Origin of the sequence: Marinomonas vulgaris (assembly GCF_018145875.1) — a bacterium.
Classification (GTDB): domain Bacteria; phylum Pseudomonadota; class Gammaproteobacteria; order Pseudomonadales; family Marinomonadaceae; genus Marinomonas; species Marinomonas vulgaris.
On the sequence record NZ_JAGSSV010000001.1, the window covers coordinates 125,709 to 146,310 of the forward strand.

Genomic DNA, 20,602 nt, shown 5'->3' on the forward strand with positions numbered 1-20,602 from the left:
CTCATGATGGATTACAAAGCACTCACCAGTCTGCACGCCGTGCTCACGTTTCAAAGCTTTGACAAAGCCGCGCAAGCGCTAAATTTGACCCAGTCTGCCGTATCACAAAACATCAAACGCCTAGAACAAGAATGCGGCCGCCCCTTATTAATTCGCGCCAGGCCTGTGGTTGCCACGCCACTGGGAGAGCAAATGCTCGCTCATTTCAATAAAGTCACTTTGCTCGAAGAGGGCTTACGAGAAAGCATTGAAGGCAACCAAATCAGACAACCTTTGCGCATCGCGGTGAACAACGACACTCTGGCGACTTGGTTCACTGATGTTATTCAAGAATTTTCCTACCAAAATGACAACCGGCTGCACATTAAAGCCGCCGATCAAAACCAAACCCGAACCTTATTACAAAGCGGCCAAGTGGTCGCTTGTCTGAGCCAAATCGGTACACCTGTGGCCGGAGGCGATTCAGTTTTTCTGGGCAATATGAATTATGAGCTGGTTGCAACGCCACACTTTATTGAACACTATTTACACAACGACCTCAGCCCCGAATCCATTCTACAATCGCCCTCTTTAATCTATGACGAGCATGACGAGCTTTGGGCTCGCTACCAAAATGAATGCCTAAAAAGCCAGACGCAAGTAAACAACAGCCACTGGTACCCCTCATCCCACGGTTTTGTCGAGCTGGTAATGGGTGGCACAGTCTGTGCTTTAGTCCCTAGTGTTCAGGTGAAACAGAAAATAAAAAGTAAGAAATTGGTATCCCTGCTGCCAAACACCCGTCTTGCCTTGCCTCTTTATTGGCATTGGTACAAACTTAGCTCCCCTGTATTGGACCGGTTAACGCAGGTGATACGAACTGTCACACGAGATGCTCTATACTAAATGCATCAACCGAAAACAGATTGGCCATGTCGTGTTAGTAGACGGCCACTTAACAAAGCCATTTTTAAGGAAAAATTATGATTCGCAAATGTCTATTCCCTGTTGCTGGTTATGGCACCCGTTTTTTGCCGGCCACCAAATCCATGCCAAAAGAAATGCTTCCTATTGTGAACAAGCCTTTGGTGCAATACGGCGTTGAAGAAGCCGCCGCTGCCGGACTGGATAACGTCACCTTTGTAACAGGTCGTGGTAAACGCGCCATCGCCGACCATTTCGACATCAGCTACGAGCTAGAACATCAAATTTCCGGCACTAACAAAGAAAAATACCTCGACAGCATTCGTCACCTAATCGACAACGTAAACTTCTCTTTTATCCGTCAAAACAACATGTTAGGCCTTGGTCATGCTATTCTAACTGGCGAATCTCTTATCGGTGATGAAGCTTTTGGCGTGGTGCTGGCCGATGACCTTTGCTTTGGTGAAGACGACGGCGTGATGGCGCAAATGGTGAAGCTTTACAACCAATTCCGCTGCACCATCGTTGCGATTGAAGAAGTACCAGAAGACGAAGTGCACAAATACGGCGTGATCAAAGGCGAATCCATGATGGACGGCTTATTCCGCGTAACCGACATGGTGGAAAAACCTGCCAAAGAAGACGCGCCTTCTAACTTGGCGATCATTGGTCGATACATCTTAACGCCTGATATCTTTGATAAAATCCGCAACACACCGCCGGGTCGTAACGGCGAAGTGCAAATCACCGACGCCATCTTGCAGCAAGCGACCGAAGGCTGTGTGTTAGCTTATCAATTCAAAGGCAAGCGCTTTGACTGCGGTAGCGTGGACGGCTTCGTAGAAGCCACCAACTTCTGCTACAAAAACCATTACAAAGACCCAACAGAAGCTTAATTAGAAACTGAATGTATTTACACTCTTCCTTGCACCAAAAAAGTGCAAAATAGAGTTTGCATTGTCAGAAAACAAAAATGCCGTGCTCGTATTACACCAGCACGGCATTTTTTTATGGCTTACCTTGAGTGAGTATGCTCTCAGCGTTAACTCAAATACAGCTGACTCAACCACACACTCACTGGCACAGTCACCACCGACAACAAGGTCTGCAGCGTGATATACGCCGACATCCGCTCTGCATCTCCGCCCAACTGACGCGCCAACGCATAGCCAGATGTCGCTGTCGGTACCACCGCAAAAAGTACGGCCACTAAAGCAGGCAAACCATGCACACCAAACCACCAGCAAAGCACACCGATTACTAAGGGAAACACCACAAAACGCGCCAACGCCGACATCACAAAGGTCATGCCCACAGAGCGAATCGTCTCAAAACGCACACTGGCGCCCACTGCCAACAGCACCAATGGCAAAGCCGCCTGTGACAACATACCAATCACATCCGACACCAAGACAATCGGTGTCCAACCCAGCAAATTCAAACCACTGCCCAAGGCAATCGATACAATCAGCGGATTACGAATCAAGGCACCGCTGACCAAGCGCGGTAACGACAAGGTTCGCGTGCCATCTTCGCCGGTCGGCCCATGCATCAGCACCATGGAGACCACCAAAAACACATTGATCGATGGAATCAACACAGACGCGCCCAGCGCCGCCAATACCAAGCCCTCGTCGCCGTATAAACTGCCCGCCAGCGCCAACACAATAAAAGTATTAAAACGCACACCCGCCTGCAGCATAGAAGATGCCGTCGGCGCTTTTACCTTTAACCATCGAGCAGAAGCAAACACAAATAAAGAAGCCGCCACCAAAGACAGCAACAACACCAGCGCATAGGTTGGCAACATGGGGTTTGAAAAATCAATTTGCGAGGTCTTATGAAATAAGAGCGCAGGAAACAGCACCCAATAAGACAGCTTATCCACACCTGACCAAAAGCCATCCATAGGGAAACGCCAGCGCTGACAGACAGCGCCGACAACCAACAGCAAAAACACAGGCAAAACAGTAAGAGAAAGGGAAAACACACACGCTCCTTAGAAGCCGCCGTCTATTTCATCGATAGACTGAAAATAGCAATACCAGAACGCATTTTAGTGTGTCGTTACGTAAACTTACAATAAGCGATTAGCTTATCTTATTCATTAGTCCACTTTTATCGATAAATACTGGTTTGTATACCAAGTAGACACATTCGGCATCTTCGTCAATAGCGACGCATTTTCATCACGAAGAATGCCCGCTTCAAACAAAAATCGCGTCATATTGGTGAACATATCGCCATCAATCAAACCGACGGGCTCTCCCGCATCTTGGAAAAAGCCACCCGCGACAATCGCCTTCATAGACGCATGAATCAGTTCAGGATTCGACAACATGCCTTGAGTTTGGTCGATCAATATCTGTGCCGCTTCTTTAGGCTGATTGGCCGCAAACGCATAGCCACGCTGAGCTGCTTGCACAAAAGCACGGGCGGTTTCAGGGTTGTTTTTCAGCCAAGTGCTGTTGCCACCCAAAAATGTGGTGTGTTGATCTGGCACTCCGTAGTCCGCATAAGTAAACGCACGACGAGGACGATTCAACAACATAGAATTCACCCCTTCCCATGTATTGACTTCCAAAGTGAAATCCACACGTCCATTGGCCAAGGCCTCGTACGCCGACGTACCCAAGGTGACCGTATCAAACTCCCCTTTTCCACCATCGTTTTTGATCATGGTAGAAATCAGACCATTTTCCCAAGCGCTGCCAAAACCCGCGTAGATTTTTCCATTCAAATCCGCCGGACGCTGAATGTCTTCGCGCTCGCCATTAAACACCAAACGCCCTGTTTCGTGCTGAACGATGGCCATCACCGCCGTCGAATTTGCCCCTGTGGCACGTTGGCTGTAAAAACCGATCGCACTGAGCACGCCAAAATCGGCAATGCCCGCGGCGACCAAGGTGCCAGAAGAGGTGTCCGTGTAAGGCAAAATATCCACATCCAAGCCCGCTTCTTCAAACCAGCCTTTGGATTGCGCCACATACAAACCCACATGGTTGGTATTGGGCGTCCAGTCTAGGGCAACGCTCACCGGCGTGTTCGCCATCGTAGGCAAAGCAAAAACCACCAGCATAGACACCAGCGCTTGTTTCATTGAGATCATGGTTTTCATCCGTTCTGTCCTGTTTGTGTGAGAAGAATAGTCAGTAATTGCGCTTCTAGCGCATAAGAAGAGTCGGGGATAGGGCTGCCCATTCGAGGTCGAGGCGCGGGCACCGTCACCTCGGCAATAATGCGCGCAGGCCGCGCCGACAACACATAAATCCGATCCGATAAGGCAACCGCTTCGCGAACATCGTGGGTGACCAACAAGGTACTCCAGTGGGCTTTTTGCCATCGCGCTTCAAACCAGGTTTGCATTTGCGTTCGTGTTAACGCATCCAAAGCACCGAAAGGTTCGTCCAACAATTGCACCGCTCGACCTTGCGCCACAGTACGCAACAGCGCCGCCCGCTGGCGCATTCCACCAGACAGTTGCGCCGGATAATAATGCTCAAAACCCGCCAAACCAAATTCGTCTAACAAGGGCGATACCTGAGCACGAGCCTCTTTACGCGACACACCCTGCACTTCTAACCCGAGCGTGACGTTGTCGAGAATTTTCCGCCACGGCATCAAAGCATCTCGTTGGGGCATAAAAGAAAACGTCTGCTTGCCTGGTGTTATCGGCTGACCGTGACAACAAATGCGGCCACCGTATTGATCGAGGTCACCAGTCAATAAACGAAAAATCGTCGATTTTCCCGCGCCAGACGGCCCAAGAATCGACACAAACTCGCCTTCTTTCACATGCAAACTGATGTTTTCCAACACCTTGGTATCGCCCAAGGTCACACTAACCTCTTGCATATCAAGCACCGTCATTGGCCTTCTCCCGCATCGCGCCAACGCAACAACTGGCGCTGAATCAACACTGATACGACAAACAGTAACAAGGTAAGCATCGAACTGATCACCACCGCGGCCAACACCAAATCAGGTCTGAAATTGTTTTTTGCGTTCAAAATCACAATGCCCAATCCGGCCCGCGCGCCCACGTACTCGGCGAAAATCGCCGCTACCACCGCATAGGTAATGGAAATACGCAGTCCCGCAAAAAAGTATGGCATCGCTGAAGGCAACCTAGCGGAGCGAAACACTCTGACGCGAGACGCCCCCATGGACCGCAATAGGCTTTCAATATCAGAATCGGTAGAGTCATACCCGTCAACTAAAGCGACCAACATAGGAAAAAACGTCACCAACGCAATGAGGAGTATTTTGGGCGTCAAATCGAAGCCAAACCAGAGCACCACCAAGGGCGCAATGGCGACCAAAGGCAAGGTCTGACTGACGACAAAAATAGGGAACAAAGCTCGTCGCACCCGTGGCATAAAGTCCAACAAAATGGACAAGGCAAAGGCGACGACCAGAGAAAGAGAAAAGCCCGCTAACGTCGCTTGAATCGTTGGAGTGGTGTTTTTCCACAACATCTCACGGTTCAACCACATTTGCTCCAACACACGGGACGGCGCAGGCAAAATCAGCGGAGAAATCTGCGACACATGGACGTAAATTTCCCAGATAACAAAGGCACTGAACACACTCACCACAGCAGGAACACTGCGAGCCCACATCTTATTCATACGATGGGGCGAAGACACACTCATAAAGTCAGCGTTTAGAAGGGCTGTTGGCCGATACGGTTAAATCGATCGTCACATGCCCGTTCGCCGGGCCAAACTGACAAAAAGCCTGTTGCAAGGTCGCAAACACCGCCCCAGCGTCGCCGGTTAAACGAGTACAAAAATGTTTCGACTTATAAAAAGTGCCGCTTTGCTTCAAAAAATCAATACAGCCCATAATCTCAGCCATATGATCGCCATTGCCCATCACATAAAGGGAAAATTGCGCGTCGGCAACTTGCCCCATATCCGGCGCAAGACGCAACGTTTCCAGAGCATTCGCTTGGCGCTGCGCCAAAGGCTCGGAAGGATTCGCCAAACAAGAGGTATCGCAAATCGGATCGTCAGGCTCACCCGGGCAACCACGAGACAAGGTGGTACGCAACACCAGATGATGGCCAGACGCACTGGCAGCACAATACAAATCTCTAAGAGCGGGAAATAAGACTTCAGGAGGACCAACAATAAGCGTTGAGATATCGTCGGTTTCAATGCGTAACTGGTCTCGATAAGGATCGAGTGCACTGAGTGATTCTAAAATAACACCCACAAAGCCATCGGCCATGGGATAAAGAGAGACTTGAGCCCCTGCAAACATAACAAAACCTTCTTACTACGCTGGCATTACCCAGATCAGTTTTGAGGGACAGCAGACTTGGCGTCTACATCTCAGCCGCGACAACACGCAGCACCCCTGTGGTGGGCAGTACTATGCAACAACCCACAAACAAAATGCAAGGCACAAGATGAAATGAACGTATAAAAACGAAGGCCTTCCCACAAAACCAAATTATTTTTGAACATTATTAAACACACCATTGTGGTGTATTTTTGCTGCACATATACACCAAGAGACAATAATCATGGCACGTCAAAGTACCACTCTCAGCTCATCTAACGACAACTGGCCACAGCAACAAGTCACCTCCGGTGCCGAATACAGCAACAAAAGCGAGTTAATTAACGAACTTATCCGCCATGCCAGACGTGCTGAGGCTATTAACAGCAAACTCGCCACCGCGGAACAATCTGGCTTTAGTGAGCAAAATGCCGAAGAGATACTGCAAGAGTTTAAACAGGGCCTAACAAAGCATGACTGAATATCGGATATCAAACGCAGCCAAAGAAGATTTGCGCCGCATTTATGTATACGGCGTTGAACAATTTGGCGAGGCATTGGCTGACGAATACTTTCACACCTTTTTTGCCACCTTTAAAAAAATCGCCCATCATCCCTACTTATACCAATCCATTGACCACACAAGACCTGGCTACCGCCGCTGCCCTTGCGGCGCAGACAACATCTACTACCGAATCAAGGACGATACCATTGAAATAATGGCCATACTTGACTCGCAAGATACGCTTTCGGGGCTAAGCTGAAACTTGTGTGACAATTTCGGCCAACTGTTTATCCCCGTACGCTTGGGGAACGCGTTTCGCCCGTGCTTGTCTGCGCCGTGTAAACCGGTTTATCCCCGTGTGCTCGGGGAACGCTCTTCAGATGTAAGCAATCGCCCGTTACCCACCGGTTTATCCCCGTGTGCTCGGGGAACGCACGTCTTACCTATTCGGCACAGGTGCCATTGCCGGTTTATCCCCGTGTGCTCGGGGAACGCCATAGCCATAGCAGAACTAATAGCCGCCTGACCGGTTTATCCCCGTGTGCTCGGGGAACGCCGAGAACCCAAAGTCTAGCCCGTGATATGGCCCGGTTTATCCCCGTGTGCTCGGGGAACGCGTCCGAACAGTTCCAATCTCGCCGTTTCGGTGCGGTTTATCCCCGTGTGCTCGGGGAACGCGTAATAGTGATTCTATTAATGCTATTGGCCACCGGTTTATCCCCGTGTGCTCGGGGAACACGCATCTTTGATCATTTTTGACGCAACCATCAACGGTTTATCCCCGTGTGCTCGGGGAACGCCCGACCAACTCGCCGTTTTTTTGGATTGCGTACGGTTTATCCCCGTGTGCTCGGGGAACGCTATCCAACAACCTAGGTCGCTGCGATATATTCCGGTTTATCCCCGTGTGCTCGGGGAACGCATGACCAGAGCAGACTACCAGCCTGCCCAATTCGGTTTATCCCCGTGTGCTCGGGGAACGCTGTTTTTGTTGGTTCGTCATTAAATTACGCGGCGGTTTATCCCCGTGTGCTCGGGGAACGCCATGGTTAAGTCTGGGCTAGACTCGGCTGATGCGGTTTATCCCCGTGTGCTCGGGGAACGCGCACAAAGGCTATTGTACAAGCCGAGGATATGAGGTTTATCCCCGTGTGCTCGGGGAACGCCAATGGCCGCCGTGCATGGTGAATCACCGTAACGGTTTATCCCCGTGTGCTCGGGGAACGCAGCAACACCAGTAGAAACCATTTCACGCAAAGCGGTTTATCCCCGTGTGCTCGGGGAACGCTAAATGACGCCGCCTAAGCCGATGCCTGTGCCGCGGTTTATCCCCGTGTGCTCGGGGAACGCGACTATTGGCAATGGCTTCCACTTCTTTCCGTGGGTTTATCCCCGTGTGCTCGGGGAACGCATCGTTATCCAGGGTTGTGATGATGCGGCCGTCGGTTTATCCCCGTGTGCTCGGGGAACGCGCGTGAATGCGTATCTGCGCGAGCTAAAAGCGCGGTTTATCCCCGTGTGCTCGGGGAACGCTTCTAAGTACGTTTGCGAAGCGGCGGTTACGGCGGTTTATCCCCGTGTGCTCGGGGAACGCATACTTACTAATGTCTGCTTTTAGCGCATACGCGGTTTATCCCCGTGTGCTCGGGGAACGCTCATCAATCACTAGCACTGTCAAAACGAACCCCGGTTTATCCCCGTGTGCTCGGGGAACGCGTATTCCAGTGGCCGGATTTGATAACCTTGTGCGGTTTATCCCCGTGTGCTCGGGGAACGCGTCCGTTTTAGCCTGGAACGACGCCAAAGCATCGGTTTATCCCCGTGTGCTCGGGGAACGCGAATGAGTATAAATTTCAGTAGGTTAAGCATCCGGTTTATCCCCGTGTGCTCGGGGAACGCTTATTTTCCGTTCTCGTTTGAACAAAGACTATCGGTTTATCCCCGTGTGCTCGGGGAACGCGACACCACAGCAACCGCAGGCACAGCCACAATCGGTTTATCCCCGTGTGCTCGGGGAACGCGCTTTGACTTTTGATGTTTTTACGAGTCTGTACGGTTTATCCCCGTGTGCTCGGGGAACGCCCTTGTTAATCTCTGCCGCCAACCCGGACAAACGGTTTATCCCCGTGTGCTCGGGGAACGCTCAGAAAGCTAAGCGCGCGAGAAATTGCTTCACGGTTTATCCCCGTGTGCTCGGGGAACGCGCGCCACGTTCTTCTGCAAATCTGTATCGAATACGGTTTATCCCCGTGTGCTCGGGGAACGCTCTGCGTCCGTCATCTGGGTAATCCCTAAACGCGGTTTATCCCCGTGTGCTCGGGGAACGCACGACTATTCACGTCCTACGACAGAGCTAGAGCGGTTTATCCCCGTGTGCTCGGGGAACGCATCATTCCGCGAGCGCGTTTGTAATCGCTGGACGGTTTATCCCCGTGTGCTCGGGGAACGCAAACGGAATGGCTCTTAGGTCGCTTGCTGTGCCGGTTTATCCCCGTGTGCTCGGGGAACGCACTGATAGAAGATACCCCTCCAATTCCCACAGCGGTTTATCCCCGTGTGCTCGGGGAACGCCGTAATAATTAAAGTCGTAGTTACCAACATCGCGGTTTATCCCCGTGTGCTCGGGGAACGCTTCTGATACCAGTTTACCCAACGCCATGGCCGCGGTTTATCCCCGTGTGCTCGGGGAACGCCTGGTGTTAGGAAGCGATGTTGGTAACTACGACGGTTTATCCCCGTGTGCTCGGGGAACGCTCAGCCGCCACCGAAAAAAGCCCCTTTACGGCCGGTTTATCCCCGTGTGCTCGGGGAACGCTGAAGCTGAATACCCTAATATGACTAACATCTCGGTTTATCCCCGTGTGCTCGGGGAACGCGTTGCAGTACAGAGATAAATCATGCAAACAAACGGTTTATCCCCGTGTGCTCGGGGAACGCGACGAATGTCTTGCGCCACACAATTTACGCCACGGTTTATCCCCGTGTGCTCGGGGAACGCTACTGGAGCTAAGCTCAAGCCGCTAATCCATGCGGTTTATCCCCGTGTGCTCGGGGAACGCTTAAAAGCTGGCGCGGTGACAATTTAATTCGTCGGTTTATCCCCGTGTGCTCGGGGAACGCGCTGACCAATTGCTGTTCGGGATACTCCATGCCGGTTTATCCCCGTGTGCTCGGGGAACGCTTTTTGGCTTTTCAACATGAATTCTTTTCATCCGGTTTATCCCCGTGTGCTCGGGGAACGCTGTAGCCGCTGGCATTAACAGTCGAAATTTGACGGTTTATCCCCGTGTGCTCGGGGAACGCACAACCATGTTGGCACGGTAATCAAGGTCAGACGGTTTATCCCCGTGTGCTCGGGGAACGCGAAACATATCGGCCTTTTTCGTCTTGTTTGGCCGGTTTATCCCCGTGTGCTCGGGGAACGCACCCTTATACGCTTCAATATTCCAGAAGTAGCCGGTTTATCCCCGTGTGCTCGGGGAACGCGCCTCTTGATGTTACGAGTTTGTAGCCTTTACCGGTTTATCCCCGTGTGCTCGGGGAACGCTATTCTCCCCGCTTGTGCTTTTCAGTAGTTTCCGGTTTATCCCCGTGTGCTCGGGGAACGCCAGCAGAATTACTATGATGATAAGATTTTTCACGGTTTATCCCCGTGTGCTCGGGGAACGCCAACCAGTTGCTAATACCAAGAACTAACTCAGCGGTTTATCCCCGTGTGCTCGGGGAACGCCTTGGTTTAGTGCGGCCAGCGTGCTGTCGGCCACGGTTTATCCCCGTGTGCTCGGGGAACGCTTTTCAACAACGCGACAAATGCGACCAATTAGCGGTTTATCCCCGTGTGCTCGGGGAACGCTTCTGAGTGTTACGAGTTGCTCAAATCCGTTCCGGTTTATCCCCGTGTGCTCGGGGAACGCGGCTATTCAAGCGGCATTTCGTTCGAACTCGGCGGTTTATCCCCGTGTGCTCGGGGAACGCCATAAAACTCAAGAGAGGCCAAAATGAAACAAACGGTTTATCCCCGTGTGCTCGGGGAACGCTCTAAATGTATACTATTGTTCTATAAAGAGAAATATCCTGTTTGAATTTCTACCAACTTTTTAAGGAGCGATATTACAGTATTCATTCATTATTCGGCGTGAATGTAACCAGCCTCAATCCATCTAAATCGATGGGCATTCTTCGATTTTCACCATAAGAGATAAAGTCAAAACCAGATTCTGTGTTCGTTGCCCATGCCATTACTATATTGCCGTTGTCTGCTAAAACTTCTACCTGTTCCCAGATCATTTCGCGGACTCGTCTGGTTACATCACCCACATACACACCTGCTCGAATTTCTAGAAGCCAAACAGCTAAACGCCCTCTTAAGCGAGGAGGAACACCTTCGGTTACCACGACTAACATGGCCATAATTATTTACTCCTATGGCCACTATCGCCAAAAGATTTTGGCTCTGGAATAGCGGGTGGCTGTGAGTCTTCTGGTGGACTAGGCGGTTCTATTTCCCCTGCTGCAAGTACTTCTTCTATAAGAGGTATCAGTCGTTTTAATACTTTTTCAGTTCGAAACACTTCTCGACAAGCAACCCTTACATCATGATCAGGCTTATGTGGTGACTTAGCCGCAATTCTAAAAGCAACAGGTACAACCGTTTCAAACTTGATTAAATCTGCAATATCGTAAACAAAAGAAAGGGGCTTACCTGTATGTAAAAAACCAATCGCTGGGGCGTACCCTGCTGCCAATATAGCCGCCTCGGTCACTCCGTATAAACACGAAGTTGCCGCACTCAAGCATTGATTTACTTTATCGCCTGCTTCCCAATCTTTTGGGTCGTAACGACGGCCGTGCCACTGGACGTTATATTGCTTAGCTAACATTTGATAAATTTGTCTAACTCGCGCTCCTTCTATACCACGCAATTGATCAACACTTCGCCTGTTGGGCGCTTCGCCAAAACGAATCTCAAACATTTTACGAACGACTTTTAGCCGTAGCGATTCATCCAAAGCAAGCTGTGCTTGATAAAGTAATTTATCTGATCGAGCGCCGCCCGGTTGGCCTGCAGAGTACAATCGAACACCAGCCTCTCCAACCCAGATAACTAAGGTGCCAGCGGTTGACGCCAGTTTAATAGCCGCATGGCTAATTCGCGTGCCTGGCTCCAACATTAAACAAGCGATCGATCCAACGGGGATGTGCATTCTCTCGCCGTTGACCTCATCGATCACAACAAAGGCACCATCACGTACGTCAATTCGCCCCATGCCGACAAAGATCATAGAGTTTCGGTCTTTTATAGGAATAGGCTTTAACGGTATAAATCCAGCCATTATTCTCTCTGAGATAAAAGCGTTGTGTCATTAGCCGTCAAAATTCCCATTTGACGAATGGCTAATGCATTGAGTTTAACAACTCGCTCTGATTGAGAAACACCTTGCTCTATAAAGTGCGCGTTAAGTGATTCGAGATTTGCAAGACAGACTAATTGGTGAACGTTGGCATGATCACGAAGATTACCCTTCAATGATGGATTGATCTCTCGCCACTGTTTTGCCGTGACACCAAACAGAGCCACATTTAATAAGTCTGCTTCACTGGCATAAACAAACTGAATTTGTTGTGACGTTAGGGTATCTGGAATAAGGTTTTCTTTGATGGCATCGGTATGAATAAGGTAGTTAACTTTTGCTAAATTACGTCGTATATCCCAACCAATATGTTGATATTCTTGCTCTTTAAGACGCTGAAATTCTTTAATCAGGTACAGTTTGAACTCGACAGATACCCAACTTGCAAATTCAAAGGCAATGTCTTTTTGTGCATAAGTGCCGCCATAACGACCCGCTTTGGAGATCAAGCCAATAGCAGAGGTTCGCTCGCTCCATTGCTTAGATGTCAGGGTGAAGCTGTTGAGCCCGGCCTGTTTTTTAAAGTCCTCGAATTCGAGGACTTTAAAATCAGGGTTATTCAACTGCTCCCAAATACCCAGAAACTCAACAGTATTTCGATTACGCAGCCAGTTGCCGATGATGTGCGCGGCTCTGTCATTTCCTTTGTATTTGGCGATATCGGTGATACAGATATATTCATTACCATCCTTGGTAGTGGTTGATATTGTGTGGTCCAATACTTGCAGTTTGGGGTTCATGGCATCTTCCTTGAGTGAGTTGTTTGTTTCATGGTTATAGTCGGCGGATTAACATCAAACCGCAGCCGAAGGCTTTGGCTTTGCCGATTCCATGAAATAGGAGATTTCCGAAGAGTTCAGGGTTAACAACTTCTAATGCACCCGAAAAATCTACCGTACTAAAACGAATTCCCTTTTTATCTGCACGCTGCTGCAAATAGCCATCAACGCGCAATTGTTTTCCATCTTCTGCATCAAGCAAGCGAAAACCGCAAGTTTCTGCGCGTCGAGCAAACCAGTGTGTGCAAGACTCCTGCACCAAGTCATATAACAATGGCTTTTCAGTATCGGCATCACTCCAGTCCGACCAGCGATTTAATCCGCGCTCTGCGAGCAACTGTTTTTTTCTGTGCATCACCACATCATCACGGCGCGATTTGCCATCGGCAGTGTGCGTAACCACTGGATTAACACGCAAATCAAACGCAAATTGCTGCCCTTGACTAAGTTGCGGATTAAATGGTTTTACTTGCACTTGCCAAGCCGATGAAATTGCAACAGGTTCACGAGATGACAATAGATAAAAACCGGGCGCGTTGTTTTCTCCATCGCGTCTACGAAACAAAAAATCGCGTTGGGTTCCAGCTTCCGCAGGTAAAAATTTCCACAACCACTGATGCTGCTCATACGGCCCTTTAGCCCATTCAATGGCGGCTTCGCGCTCCATGCCTGGAGTTGGCGTTATCAAACTAAAATACATGTTATAAACTCCTGTTAGACAAGTATTGGCTGCGCAAGCAAAGCAACAAATTCAGGGCGATCACCAAATTGCCAATTCGCACGCGACAGCAACCGGTCTTTGCGAACCATTTGCAAATCCTCTTGCACGCCAGCGTTAATACCTGCGCCCCAAACCAGCCGTTCCAAAGGCAAAACCACTTCGCCTGATTGCTCCGCCAACTGACAACGATAAGCTTCCATTGCCTGCAAGGCATTTTCAGCCGCAATAACCTGTGGCCATAAAGGTGACGATGGTGGGCAGGTTTTACGGCCGAGATAAAGCACAAACTTTGGTTGCTGAATTGCAAGCGCCAAGCTTTCCAAAGAAATTACAGAGTCGGTTTTAGTTTGCACTGCAACCAAACAAGCAGCATCTTGGCGATAATCGCGCGACGATAGAATCGTATTAAGCTTTTCTTTTGGCATATTAAGTTCATCACGGCGAGTTCGGTGCGAGCGATTTTTTAACGACACTCTGCCCGGTACTTGCGCGGTTTGATAATCACGTAATAACCGCCCTGCACTTTGAACACCAATCGCAAAACTTAATTCGGCTCGTAAAATTTGATGCTGATCTTCATCACTACGATCAATACCTAAGGACGCAGCCAACAAACCAATTAATGCAGATTCACTGGGGTAATTAGCGCTAGGGCGATATTCGCCCACAGCAGTTTCACCCCACGCCGATAAAGGTGCCTGCAATTGAAAAATTAAATAGTTCATAGGGTTATTCCCCTATGAAGGTTATTAATTTTTCAAGGCTGCCTTCGCCAGTTTCTACGTTAAACGATTCGCGCGCTTCGGCACATTTGCCATACACGGTGTCGAAATTAGTAACACGCTTAGTTAGTTCTTTAACCGCACGCTCCAACATATCTGCACCCGTTACAGGCTTTAAAAATGCTTGAGCCAACGAACGTGGCTGTTGGTCGCCCTTCTCAGCTAACACATAAGCCGCATAAGCGCGGGACGCAAAACTATTTTGTTTTCCTGTTGGCGATACTTTGGTAGCCGCGTTAACCAATGCATGTAGGGATTGTTTGGTTAACTCTGCGTCATCACCCAAATTGCTTTGCAACAATTCACGGTTAATACACACATACAAATAAAATACGCCAGCGCCAAAGCCCGCTTCACCGATATGCGCGGAGCCAGAGTCTTCATCGCCATTATTTAAGTCATCTACAGCGGTAAAATAATCGTCTTCAACAGCGACTTTGTGAATGGTTATGGCATGGGCGACTTGTACGGCGGCTTCAAAACCATAAGAAGGAACAGATGCAAGCATTCTTCCAAAGAGTGCAATGTCGGTTGCCGTAGAATCTTTAACAAGAAGAATATCAGCCAACGCTTTGGATAAAGTAGAGTTACCTTTTTTCTTATCACTTGCCTTGTCACGCTTTTTTATAAGATCTGCAACAGCGTCTACAACGTCATTAGCAGTTCCGTTTTTTATCCAAGCAGAAAGATCTTTAATAAATGCTATTAATTTATTTATCTCAGCAGGTGAAACATGCACCAATTGCCCAGAATTTAGCGCCTTATCGCTACCATCATCTTTATCACCCTCTGGTGCGCCATATGCCCTAATAATATCGCGCGACCACTTTCTAGCAGATTCTTCATCAACACCACCATCGATTAATCCCTTATAAATCCATTCAGCACCAATTTGTTTAGTTCTTTTCCCTAACATTTCATCTTTTGTACCCGGCAAAGCGCTAATAAACTCATCTGATGTACGCCATGCACGCTTCAAGCTTTGCGACGAAATGCGCAAGCGGTTGGCATCGCCAACAATAGCGGTTTTAGGGCGACCAGTATCATCGCGGTTTAAATTTGATGGTGGGTAGCTCACTAAAAGGTGCAACTGAATAAAACGTGACATATCTATCTCCATTTTTTGAACTGAAAATTTTAACTAGAAAGTTATTAACTAAAAATTAGGCTTGAGCTTTGGCTGGCCAGCGGTAGGAATATGCCCATTCTTTTTTGGTTTTATCGCCCCAATGCAACAAATCACTGGCAATTTGATGAACATTCGCTTGGTGCCCAATAATGGGTAGGGCGCGGCGCAAACTTAAAAACACATCGTCCAGTGTGGGCGCTTCCAGCAGCCGCCGAAACCGAAGCACCGAAAATGCGGGGCGCTCGCCTTCAGACATAATCTCTGCCAACTTGCGACCATCATTCGATTTAACATGCGCCAACAAACCCACAATTGCTGATAAGCGCTCGTTTTGCCAAGGTGCCGCATCTTCCGGCCACCCAGAACTTAAAGCTTGGCGATAAAACCGCTGATAAGCAGCAGTTAAAGCCACAGCCGTTAAATTATGAGCTCGGCGTAACTCTGCCCTTGTTCCTTTATCGTTCTCTAAACCCTGCCACCATCGCAAAAGCAAGTGCCCTAGAGCCGCTTCTGGATGAAACGAAATTTTTTCGCTCATACTTTTCTCCTCACAGCCTTAGGCTGCATCCTGTTTAGATTTTTTTGTTTTTTTGGCTGCCTTGGCAGTTTGTAGTTTTAAGGTTTCTTTTAATTTGTCGCCTCGTAAGCTTGCACATAAACGGTTATAAGCTTCTGCGGTGCGGCGTGGGTTTTGTTGTGCAATGGGTGCAGCGCCAACTAAATCAGCATCGAACAAGCGAATGGCGGTTTTAATTAAAAGATCGCGCCATTGTTCACGTAATGAAGTAAAAACAATATCTTCATCTTCTTCTCTCGCCTGATCGATCAGTGAGCGTAGCAGCTGATAAAAACCATTTTCAGTTTGTGACCAAAAGCTAGCATCTATAAAACTGTAATCACCTCGGGCGTCCAAACTTCCATCTGCTTTTCTTACAAACCAAGAGGACTTGACCGCATCACGCAATAAAAATGAAGCTAAATCAGCAGCTTCTAGCCAACGTTGAATCTCTCGTTGAACAGCATTTAATTCATCCTTATTTTTTTCTGATAAGCCATAAAGCGGCAGCGTAGATTCATACCAGCAGCGCGCTTTCATGCTGTCCATGTCATAGCCAAAAGCGTAAAGGCGACATTGCTTACCCTTTAAGCGTTGCGACTCTAAAACATAGGAAACTATGGATGCTGGCTGAACATTCTTTTTATTACCTTGTAAACCCAATGACCATGCTAGCCAATGCTTGTAGCCAATTCCACCGGGTTGCGGATGAAGCGCTAACATTTCGCCCGGTTTATTTTCATAATAAGGTGATAACGGATGATTCCAGCCACCTTTGTAATTGAAGCCCTTAGCTTTAGTAATATAGCGATCTACCAATACGCCAGACTGACGACCACAACAATCACAATCGCCGACAAAAACATGTTCTAAATCCAAACGAATTCGTCGAGGTGTACCCCAAAAGTTATGCGCGGGGTGAACCTGTATGGGTGTTAGCTGCCCGCCTTCCAGTTGAAGAACATTCATTGTCTTCACCCAAGGAAAACTATATTCAAGCTCTGTTTTTGTCGCATCTCCATTAACGGCCAAAAAATCTGACTGCCTCTTAATATTTAACCAAATCGTTTGCCATAAAAAATGTGAGTCACCCGCAAGAAGAATCGTTGTCAACGGGCCACCACCACGGATAGAGGTATTGTGCCCCTGCCCTCCACTTGGAGCGTTTACTTGCAAGGTAAATAATGCAGTTGCTGTACAGGACAAACAAAGCGCGTTAACAGTATCGCGTTTTACGAAATGGTCTTTGTTTTCTTTTAAGGTATTCTCTCCCGGAGCATCAATCAGCAATCCAGATATAGGATTAAAATCCTTTTCCTTAACACCCTCAGTTCTGAGGCTAAAATCCTGCATAAACCTTGCGCCATCGCCGTCAAAAACAAAGGCTTCGCGCACTAGTTCAAACCACTGTTGTAACTGTTCGGTAGTTGGCGGTTGTTCATTCCATTGCTTCCACTCAATTTCAGAATCCATCGGCGTAGTGGTTTGCACCAAACCAATTAAAAATTGAATGAGTGCGCCGTTAAAATCTGGGCGGCGGGCATCCAAAGCAACAATCGTTGGGTCTGTTATTTGCAGCGGTGTAATCCAATCCTGTTCGCCATTTGACCTGCGTACTGGAATCCATGCTTCATCTAATAAATTCATTCACTCACTGCTCCTTTGTAATTATTTTCACTCACCATTTGTAAACCTGTTTGCACACTATATTCCCATGTTAATAATTGCGCGGCTTTGTTTAGATCTGATGTCCACGCCTGCGCAACCCAGTTACCGCTTGAATTTTGCTCAAGTGGTAATAACAATGACCACTTACCTTTGTCCGGTAAACTTTCTAATGCACGGTTGTATTCAACCAATTGATTGACTGTAGCGGGCAATTGAGCTTTGGCCATTAATCGCTCGGTAATTTTTACCGTGCTATAAGCCCACGAATGATTGCGCTTTACCCAAGGCACTAACCGCTCATTTTCCCAACGCGCCAAAACTACATTAATGCTCTGTTCACCTAACCGCGAAGGTGTTTTGGCTTCACTCCACCAATCCATTACATCGCCACGTTTATAGCCAGACACCAGCGTAAGCGTATTATTTTTTGCATGGCTGGCATCGGCCATTTGTTGGCCTTGCACCGTTAAGTTTGCTTGCTGTAAACCTTTGGGAATTTGCGAGTCGTCACCAAAAACCGATTCGATTAAATGTCGTGCGTCATGGGGCATGGTAAAACTACCGGATTGCAATGCCTTAGCGGTCAACCAAAGCTGGCCGTGATCGGGATAGACAAAACCTGCTTTAGGCAATACATCTTGTACCCAGGCTGCCGAAGGCTCGTTTGTCCACGCGGGGGCATAAACCCATAAACAAGGTTCACCACGTTGGTCAGCCGCACCCTCTGCCAATAACCGATTACCTTGTACATCTCTACTATGACGACGCAACCGCCCTGCTCTTTGTACCAATCGATCAATAGGTGCAAGGTCAGACATGAGTAAATCAAAATCTACATCCAATGATTGCTCAATAACTTGCGTCGCAATAACTAACCGGCCTTTACGCAACGCATGAGTGCTGGATTTTCCAAATTTATGAAGTACTAATTCCTCTGCATCCAACCGATCACTCAAACAAAAACGCGCATGAAATAAAGTGATATTCGCAGTAGGGATTTCATTCGTAAATAACGTATGAGCCTCTAATGCATCCGCGATGGTATTGCGAATCCAACATACACATTGCCCTGCATTCAATGCGGCTAGCACTGCATTTTTCACTTGAGCCATATCATGCTGATAATTCACTGCAACTGTACGAGTTACCGCTTCGCGTGTAGCTAAAGGTTCTTGATGTAACTGATTTGTGTTTATTGCTTGCCACCAAGTGGCTAGTGGATAGGCTTGCTCAGAAATTACTGGGCACAAAGCATTACGACCTTTGGCGTAGGCACCCAACAACTTCTGTTTCATATGCACAGGCAAAGTAGCAGATAACAAAATAACGCTGCCGCCAGCACGTGCATGAAACTCTAGTAAAACTTCTAATACCCCTTGCATGTAGGCGTCGCATGCGTGAACTTCATCCACAATTAACACCTTGCCAAACAAGCCCAATAGCCGAAGTGATTGATGTTTACTATGCAATACACCCAACAATGCTTGGTCTATAGTTCCCACGCCAACTTGAGCAAGTAATGCACGCTTATTGTGATCAGCAAGCCATGCGGTGCAGCGTGCGCTGGCCGTTTCGTCTTTTTGCTCAGAATCATTTTCTGGTTTGGATGCCTGAATAATTGTTTTAGCAAAATCATCCACTAAATTACGGCTACCATGTGCCAAAACCAAATTGGCGTCATCCACAAACAGTTTTGAGTAGACATTGGAAACGCGTTCATACATCGCATTTGCAGTCGCCATTGTTGGTAAAGCCACAAAAAACCCATCGGTATTACCTGATTCCATCAAACGATAAGCCAAGGTAATGGCTGCCTCGGTTTTACCTGCACCTGTTACATCTTCTAGCAGAAATATTTGCGGCGTTTTTTGGATATCGACCTTAATTGCCCATTGCTGTAATGGAGAAGCTGTATGAATAACAGGAAAAAGATCGTTAAAACTTAGGCCTCTTTTTATATCACTAGGCACCACACCACTCTTGGCGAGCGCTTTTTTGGCATTTACTTGTGCTTCGGCCCAATACTTTTGCATAGGAATCGCTTTACCTTGATAAGGGAAATAATCAGTATTTGACCCCAACCAATCCGCTAAAACTGCGACACCCGTAAACCACCAAGACAATGCTTTGCTGATACTTTCAAATTGAATAGGAGTTAACTGTAAGCACAGTTCTTTTGCGCCGTCAGTTAAAAATAATGTCTGCAACTCTTCCGTAAATGCCTGAATTGCCTTGCGGTCTTTTTTGCTGAAATAATCATCGCTTGGACTATTAGATGGTGAAGCCTTTGGAGGTTGACCGTGGTGCCCGGTTACCGCACGCACCCAGCAATCCAAACTACTTTGTTGACCATCGATAAACCAACCATCATCAATAACTTGATCAGCAAGCCGATCATTCCAATACCACTGCCCTAATGAATCATGACGCTCACTATAAGGTTTTTCTGAATTAGGCTCGCGACCTTGCAGTTGCTCGAACAACTCCGGCTTTTGAGATTGAAAAGCTTCGCTAAACTTACCCAAATCATGCAGAGCCAACCAAAACCCAGCCCAATTTAGCCAATCTTCTCTACTACAATCCAATTGCTCACAAAAGAAGCGACTCAATGAATCGTGTTGTGATAGATATTCCACACCCACAGCTGCTACATCGAGACTGTGATAAGGAAGCAAGTGATAAGAATCCCCTTTAAAGTCTAGCTCTTGCTTTTGAGCCTTACCCCAGTAGTAAAAATACGACGCTAGTGTTGTTTCTTGCATATTCCCTCTCGCTCTCATTGTTCAGCTAACTTGCACTTTGCCGCACTCTTCTGGTTTCAACAATCCTGTGGTTTTACACAGGTAAAAAAACTTTACA

Annotated in this window: 18 protein-coding genes, 1 CRISPR repeat array and 1 riboswitch; of the genes, 4 read left to right on the forward strand and 14 right to left on the reverse strand. The window is 48.0% G+C overall.

What is annotated here, in order from left to right; all coding sequences use genetic code 11:
* Positions 1–3 precede the first annotated feature (3 nt).
* Entirely contained in the window at positions 4–885 is an 882-nt protein-coding gene (locus tag J9B83_RS00575; RefSeq protein WP_211534727.1) for an ArgP/LysG family DNA-binding transcriptional regulator, read from the forward strand.
* A gap of 77 nt (positions 886–962) precedes the next feature.
* Positions 963–1,799: a UTP--glucose-1-phosphate uridylyltransferase GalU gene (gene galU, locus J9B83_RS00580; protein ID WP_211534728.1), complete on the forward strand. Its 837-nt coding sequence runs from the start codon at positions 963–965 to the stop codon at positions 1,797–1,799.
* A 146-nt stretch (positions 1,800–1,945) separates the two neighbouring features.
* Here the strand turns inward: galU and J9B83_RS00585 are convergent, their stop codons facing one another.
* The 5 genes from J9B83_RS00585 to J9B83_RS00605 form a co-directional block, all read right to left on the reverse strand.
* Positions 1,946–2,893, reverse strand: coding sequence for an AEC family transporter (locus J9B83_RS00585; RefSeq protein ID WP_211534729.1), 948 nt, complete (start codon positions 2,891–2,893; stop codon positions 1,946–1,948).
* Between the two features lie 117 nt (positions 2,894–3,010).
* Positions 3,011–4,021 carry an ABC transporter substrate-binding protein gene (locus J9B83_RS00590; RefSeq protein WP_211534730.1) on the reverse strand — a complete coding sequence of 337 codons (1,011 nt, stop codon included), beginning with the start codon at positions 4,019–4,021 and terminating at the stop codon, positions 3,011–3,013.
* Positions 4,018–4,773, reverse strand: a complete 756-nt coding sequence (locus tag J9B83_RS00595; RefSeq protein WP_211534731.1) for an ABC transporter ATP-binding protein — start codon at positions 4,771–4,773, stop codon at positions 4,018–4,020. The genes J9B83_RS00590 and J9B83_RS00595 overlap by 4 nt, the downstream gene beginning before the upstream one ends.
* Complete coding sequence (locus tag J9B83_RS00600; protein ID WP_211534732.1) at positions 4,770–5,558, reverse strand: ABC transporter permease; 789 nt, start codon at positions 5,556–5,558, stop codon at positions 4,770–4,772. The genes J9B83_RS00595 and J9B83_RS00600 overlap by 4 nt, the downstream gene beginning before the upstream one ends.
* Positions 5,559–5,562: 4 nt before the next feature.
* Positions 5,563–6,171 (reverse strand): YkoF family thiamine/hydroxymethylpyrimidine-binding protein, encoded by a 609-nt coding sequence (locus J9B83_RS00605; protein WP_211534733.1) that lies wholly within the window; start codon positions 6,169–6,171, stop codon positions 5,563–5,565.
* Positions 6,166–6,279, reverse strand: a riboswitch (TPP riboswitch). (Overlaps the previous gene by 6 nt.)
* A 157-nt stretch (positions 6,280–6,436) precedes the next feature.
* Here J9B83_RS00605 and J9B83_RS00610 point away from each other — a divergent pair.
* Both J9B83_RS00610 and J9B83_RS00615 read left to right on the forward strand, forming a co-directional pair.
* Positions 6,437–6,673 (forward strand): ribbon-helix-helix domain-containing protein, encoded by a 237-nt coding sequence (locus J9B83_RS00610; protein WP_211534734.1) that lies wholly within the window; start codon positions 6,437–6,439, stop codon positions 6,671–6,673.
* Positions 6,666–6,956, forward strand: a complete 291-nt coding sequence (locus tag J9B83_RS00615) for a type II toxin-antitoxin system RelE/ParE family toxin (protein WP_211534735.1) — start codon at positions 6,666–6,668, stop codon at positions 6,954–6,956. The genes J9B83_RS00610 and J9B83_RS00615 overlap by 8 nt, the downstream gene beginning before the upstream one ends.
* Positions 6,957–6,980: 24 nt before the next feature.
* Positions 6,981–10,734: direct repeats of the CRISPR family, unit length 29 nt; unit sequence CGGTTTATCCCCGTGTGCTCGGGGAACGC.
* A gap of 82 nt (positions 10,735–10,816) precedes the next feature.
* On the opposite strand, the gene cas2e is transcribed toward J9B83_RS00615, so the two are convergent.
* Genes cas2e through cas3 form a run of 9 tightly spaced genes read right to left on the reverse strand, consistent with a single transcriptional unit; the run spans position 10,817 to position 20,505 of the window.
* On the reverse strand, positions 10,817–11,107 hold the full coding sequence (cas2e, locus tag J9B83_RS00620) for a type I-E CRISPR-associated endoribonuclease Cas2e (RefSeq protein ID WP_211534736.1): 291 nt from the start codon (positions 11,105–11,107) through the stop codon (positions 10,817–10,819).
* Between the two features lie 2 nt (positions 11,108–11,109).
* Entirely contained in the window at positions 11,110–12,030 is a 921-nt protein-coding gene (gene cas1e / locus J9B83_RS00625; protein ID WP_211534737.1) for a type I-E CRISPR-associated endonuclease Cas1e, read from the reverse strand.
* Positions 12,030–12,848, reverse strand: a complete 819-nt coding sequence (locus J9B83_RS00630; RefSeq protein WP_211534738.1) for a KilA-N domain-containing protein — start codon at positions 12,846–12,848, stop codon at positions 12,030–12,032. The genes cas1e and J9B83_RS00630 overlap by 1 nt, the downstream gene beginning before the upstream one ends.
* A gap of 34 nt (positions 12,849–12,882) precedes the next feature.
* Positions 12,883–13,587 carry a type I-E CRISPR-associated protein Cas6/Cse3/CasE gene (gene cas6e, locus J9B83_RS00635; protein WP_211534739.1) on the reverse strand — a complete coding sequence of 235 codons (705 nt, stop codon included), beginning with the start codon at positions 13,585–13,587 and terminating at the stop codon, positions 12,883–12,885.
* A gap of 14 nt (positions 13,588–13,601) precedes the next feature.
* Positions 13,602–14,333, reverse strand: a complete 732-nt coding sequence (gene cas5e, locus J9B83_RS00640) for a type I-E CRISPR-associated protein Cas5/CasD (RefSeq protein WP_211534740.1) — start codon at positions 14,331–14,333, stop codon at positions 13,602–13,604.
* Between the two features lie 4 nt (positions 14,334–14,337).
* A complete protein-coding gene (cas7e, locus tag J9B83_RS00645; protein ID WP_211534741.1) occupies positions 14,338–15,498 on the reverse strand; it encodes a type I-E CRISPR-associated protein Cas7/Cse4/CasC in 1,161 nt (386 codons plus the stop codon).
* Between the two features lie 55 nt (positions 15,499–15,553).
* A complete protein-coding gene (gene casB, locus J9B83_RS00650) occupies positions 15,554–16,057 on the reverse strand; it encodes a type I-E CRISPR-associated protein Cse2/CasB (protein WP_211534742.1) in 504 nt (167 codons plus the stop codon).
* A gap of 18 nt (positions 16,058–16,075) precedes the next feature.
* Positions 16,076–17,722: a type I-E CRISPR-associated protein Cse1/CasA gene (gene casA / locus J9B83_RS00655; RefSeq protein WP_211534743.1), complete on the reverse strand. Its 1,647-nt coding sequence runs from the start codon at positions 17,720–17,722 to the stop codon at positions 16,076–16,078.
* A complete protein-coding gene (gene cas3, locus J9B83_RS00660; protein ID WP_211534744.1) occupies positions 17,719–20,505 on the reverse strand; it encodes a CRISPR-associated helicase Cas3' in 2,787 nt (928 codons plus the stop codon). The genes casA and cas3 overlap by 4 nt, the downstream gene beginning before the upstream one ends.
* Positions 20,506–20,602: the final 97 nt, after the last annotated feature.

Coding starts and splice junctions, on each gene's coding strand:
- cas1e (WP_211534737.1), bottom strand. CDS start 12,030: ATGGCTGGATTTATACCGTTAAAGCCTATTCCTATAAAAGACCGAAAC.
- cas6e (WP_211534739.1), bottom strand. CDS start 13,587: ATGTATTTTAGTTTGATAACGCCAACTCCAGGCATGGAGCGCGAAGCC.
- casA (WP_211534743.1), bottom strand. CDS start 17,722: ATGAATTTATTAGATGAAGCATGGATTCCAGTACGCAGGTCAAATGGC.
- J9B83_RS00630 (WP_211534738.1), bottom strand. CDS start 12,848: ATGAACCCCAAACTGCAAGTATTGGACCACACAATATCAACCACTACC.
- cas5e (WP_211534740.1), bottom strand. CDS start 14,333: ATGAACTATTTAATTTTTCAATTGCAGGCACCTTTATCGGCGTGGGGT.
- J9B83_RS00615 (WP_211534735.1), top strand. CDS start 6,666: ATGACTGAATATCGGATATCAAACGCAGCCAAAGAAGATTTGCGCCGC.
- cas2e (WP_211534736.1), bottom strand. CDS start 11,107: ATGGCCATGTTAGTCGTGGTAACCGAAGGTGTTCCTCCTCGCTTAAGA.
- J9B83_RS00590 (WP_211534730.1), bottom strand. CDS start 4,021: ATGAAAACCATGATCTCAATGAAACAAGCGCTGGTGTCTATGCTGGTG.
- J9B83_RS00595 (WP_211534731.1), bottom strand. CDS start 4,773: ATGACGGTGCTTGATATGCAAGAGGTTAGTGTGACCTTGGGCGATACC.
- cas3 (WP_211534744.1), bottom strand. CDS start 20,505: ATGCAAGAAACAACACTAGCGTCGTATTTTTACTACTGGGGTAAGGCT.
- J9B83_RS00575 (WP_211534727.1), top strand. CDS start 4: ATGATGGATTACAAAGCACTCACCAGTCTGCACGCCGTGCTCACGTTT.
- J9B83_RS00605 (WP_211534733.1), bottom strand. CDS start 6,171: ATGTTTGCAGGGGCTCAAGTCTCTCTTTATCCCATGGCCGATGGCTTT.
- cas7e (WP_211534741.1), bottom strand. CDS start 15,498: ATGTCACGTTTTATTCAGTTGCACCTTTTAGTGAGCTACCCACCATCA.
- J9B83_RS00600 (WP_211534732.1), bottom strand. CDS start 5,558: ATGAGTGTGTCTTCGCCCCATCGTATGAATAAGATGTGGGCTCGCAGT.
- galU (WP_211534728.1), top strand. CDS start 963: ATGATTCGCAAATGTCTATTCCCTGTTGCTGGTTATGGCACCCGTTTT.
- casB (WP_211534742.1), bottom strand. CDS start 16,057: ATGAGCGAAAAAATTTCGTTTCATCCAGAAGCGGCTCTAGGGCACTTG.
- J9B83_RS00610 (WP_211534734.1), top strand. CDS start 6,437: ATGGCACGTCAAAGTACCACTCTCAGCTCATCTAACGACAACTGGCCA.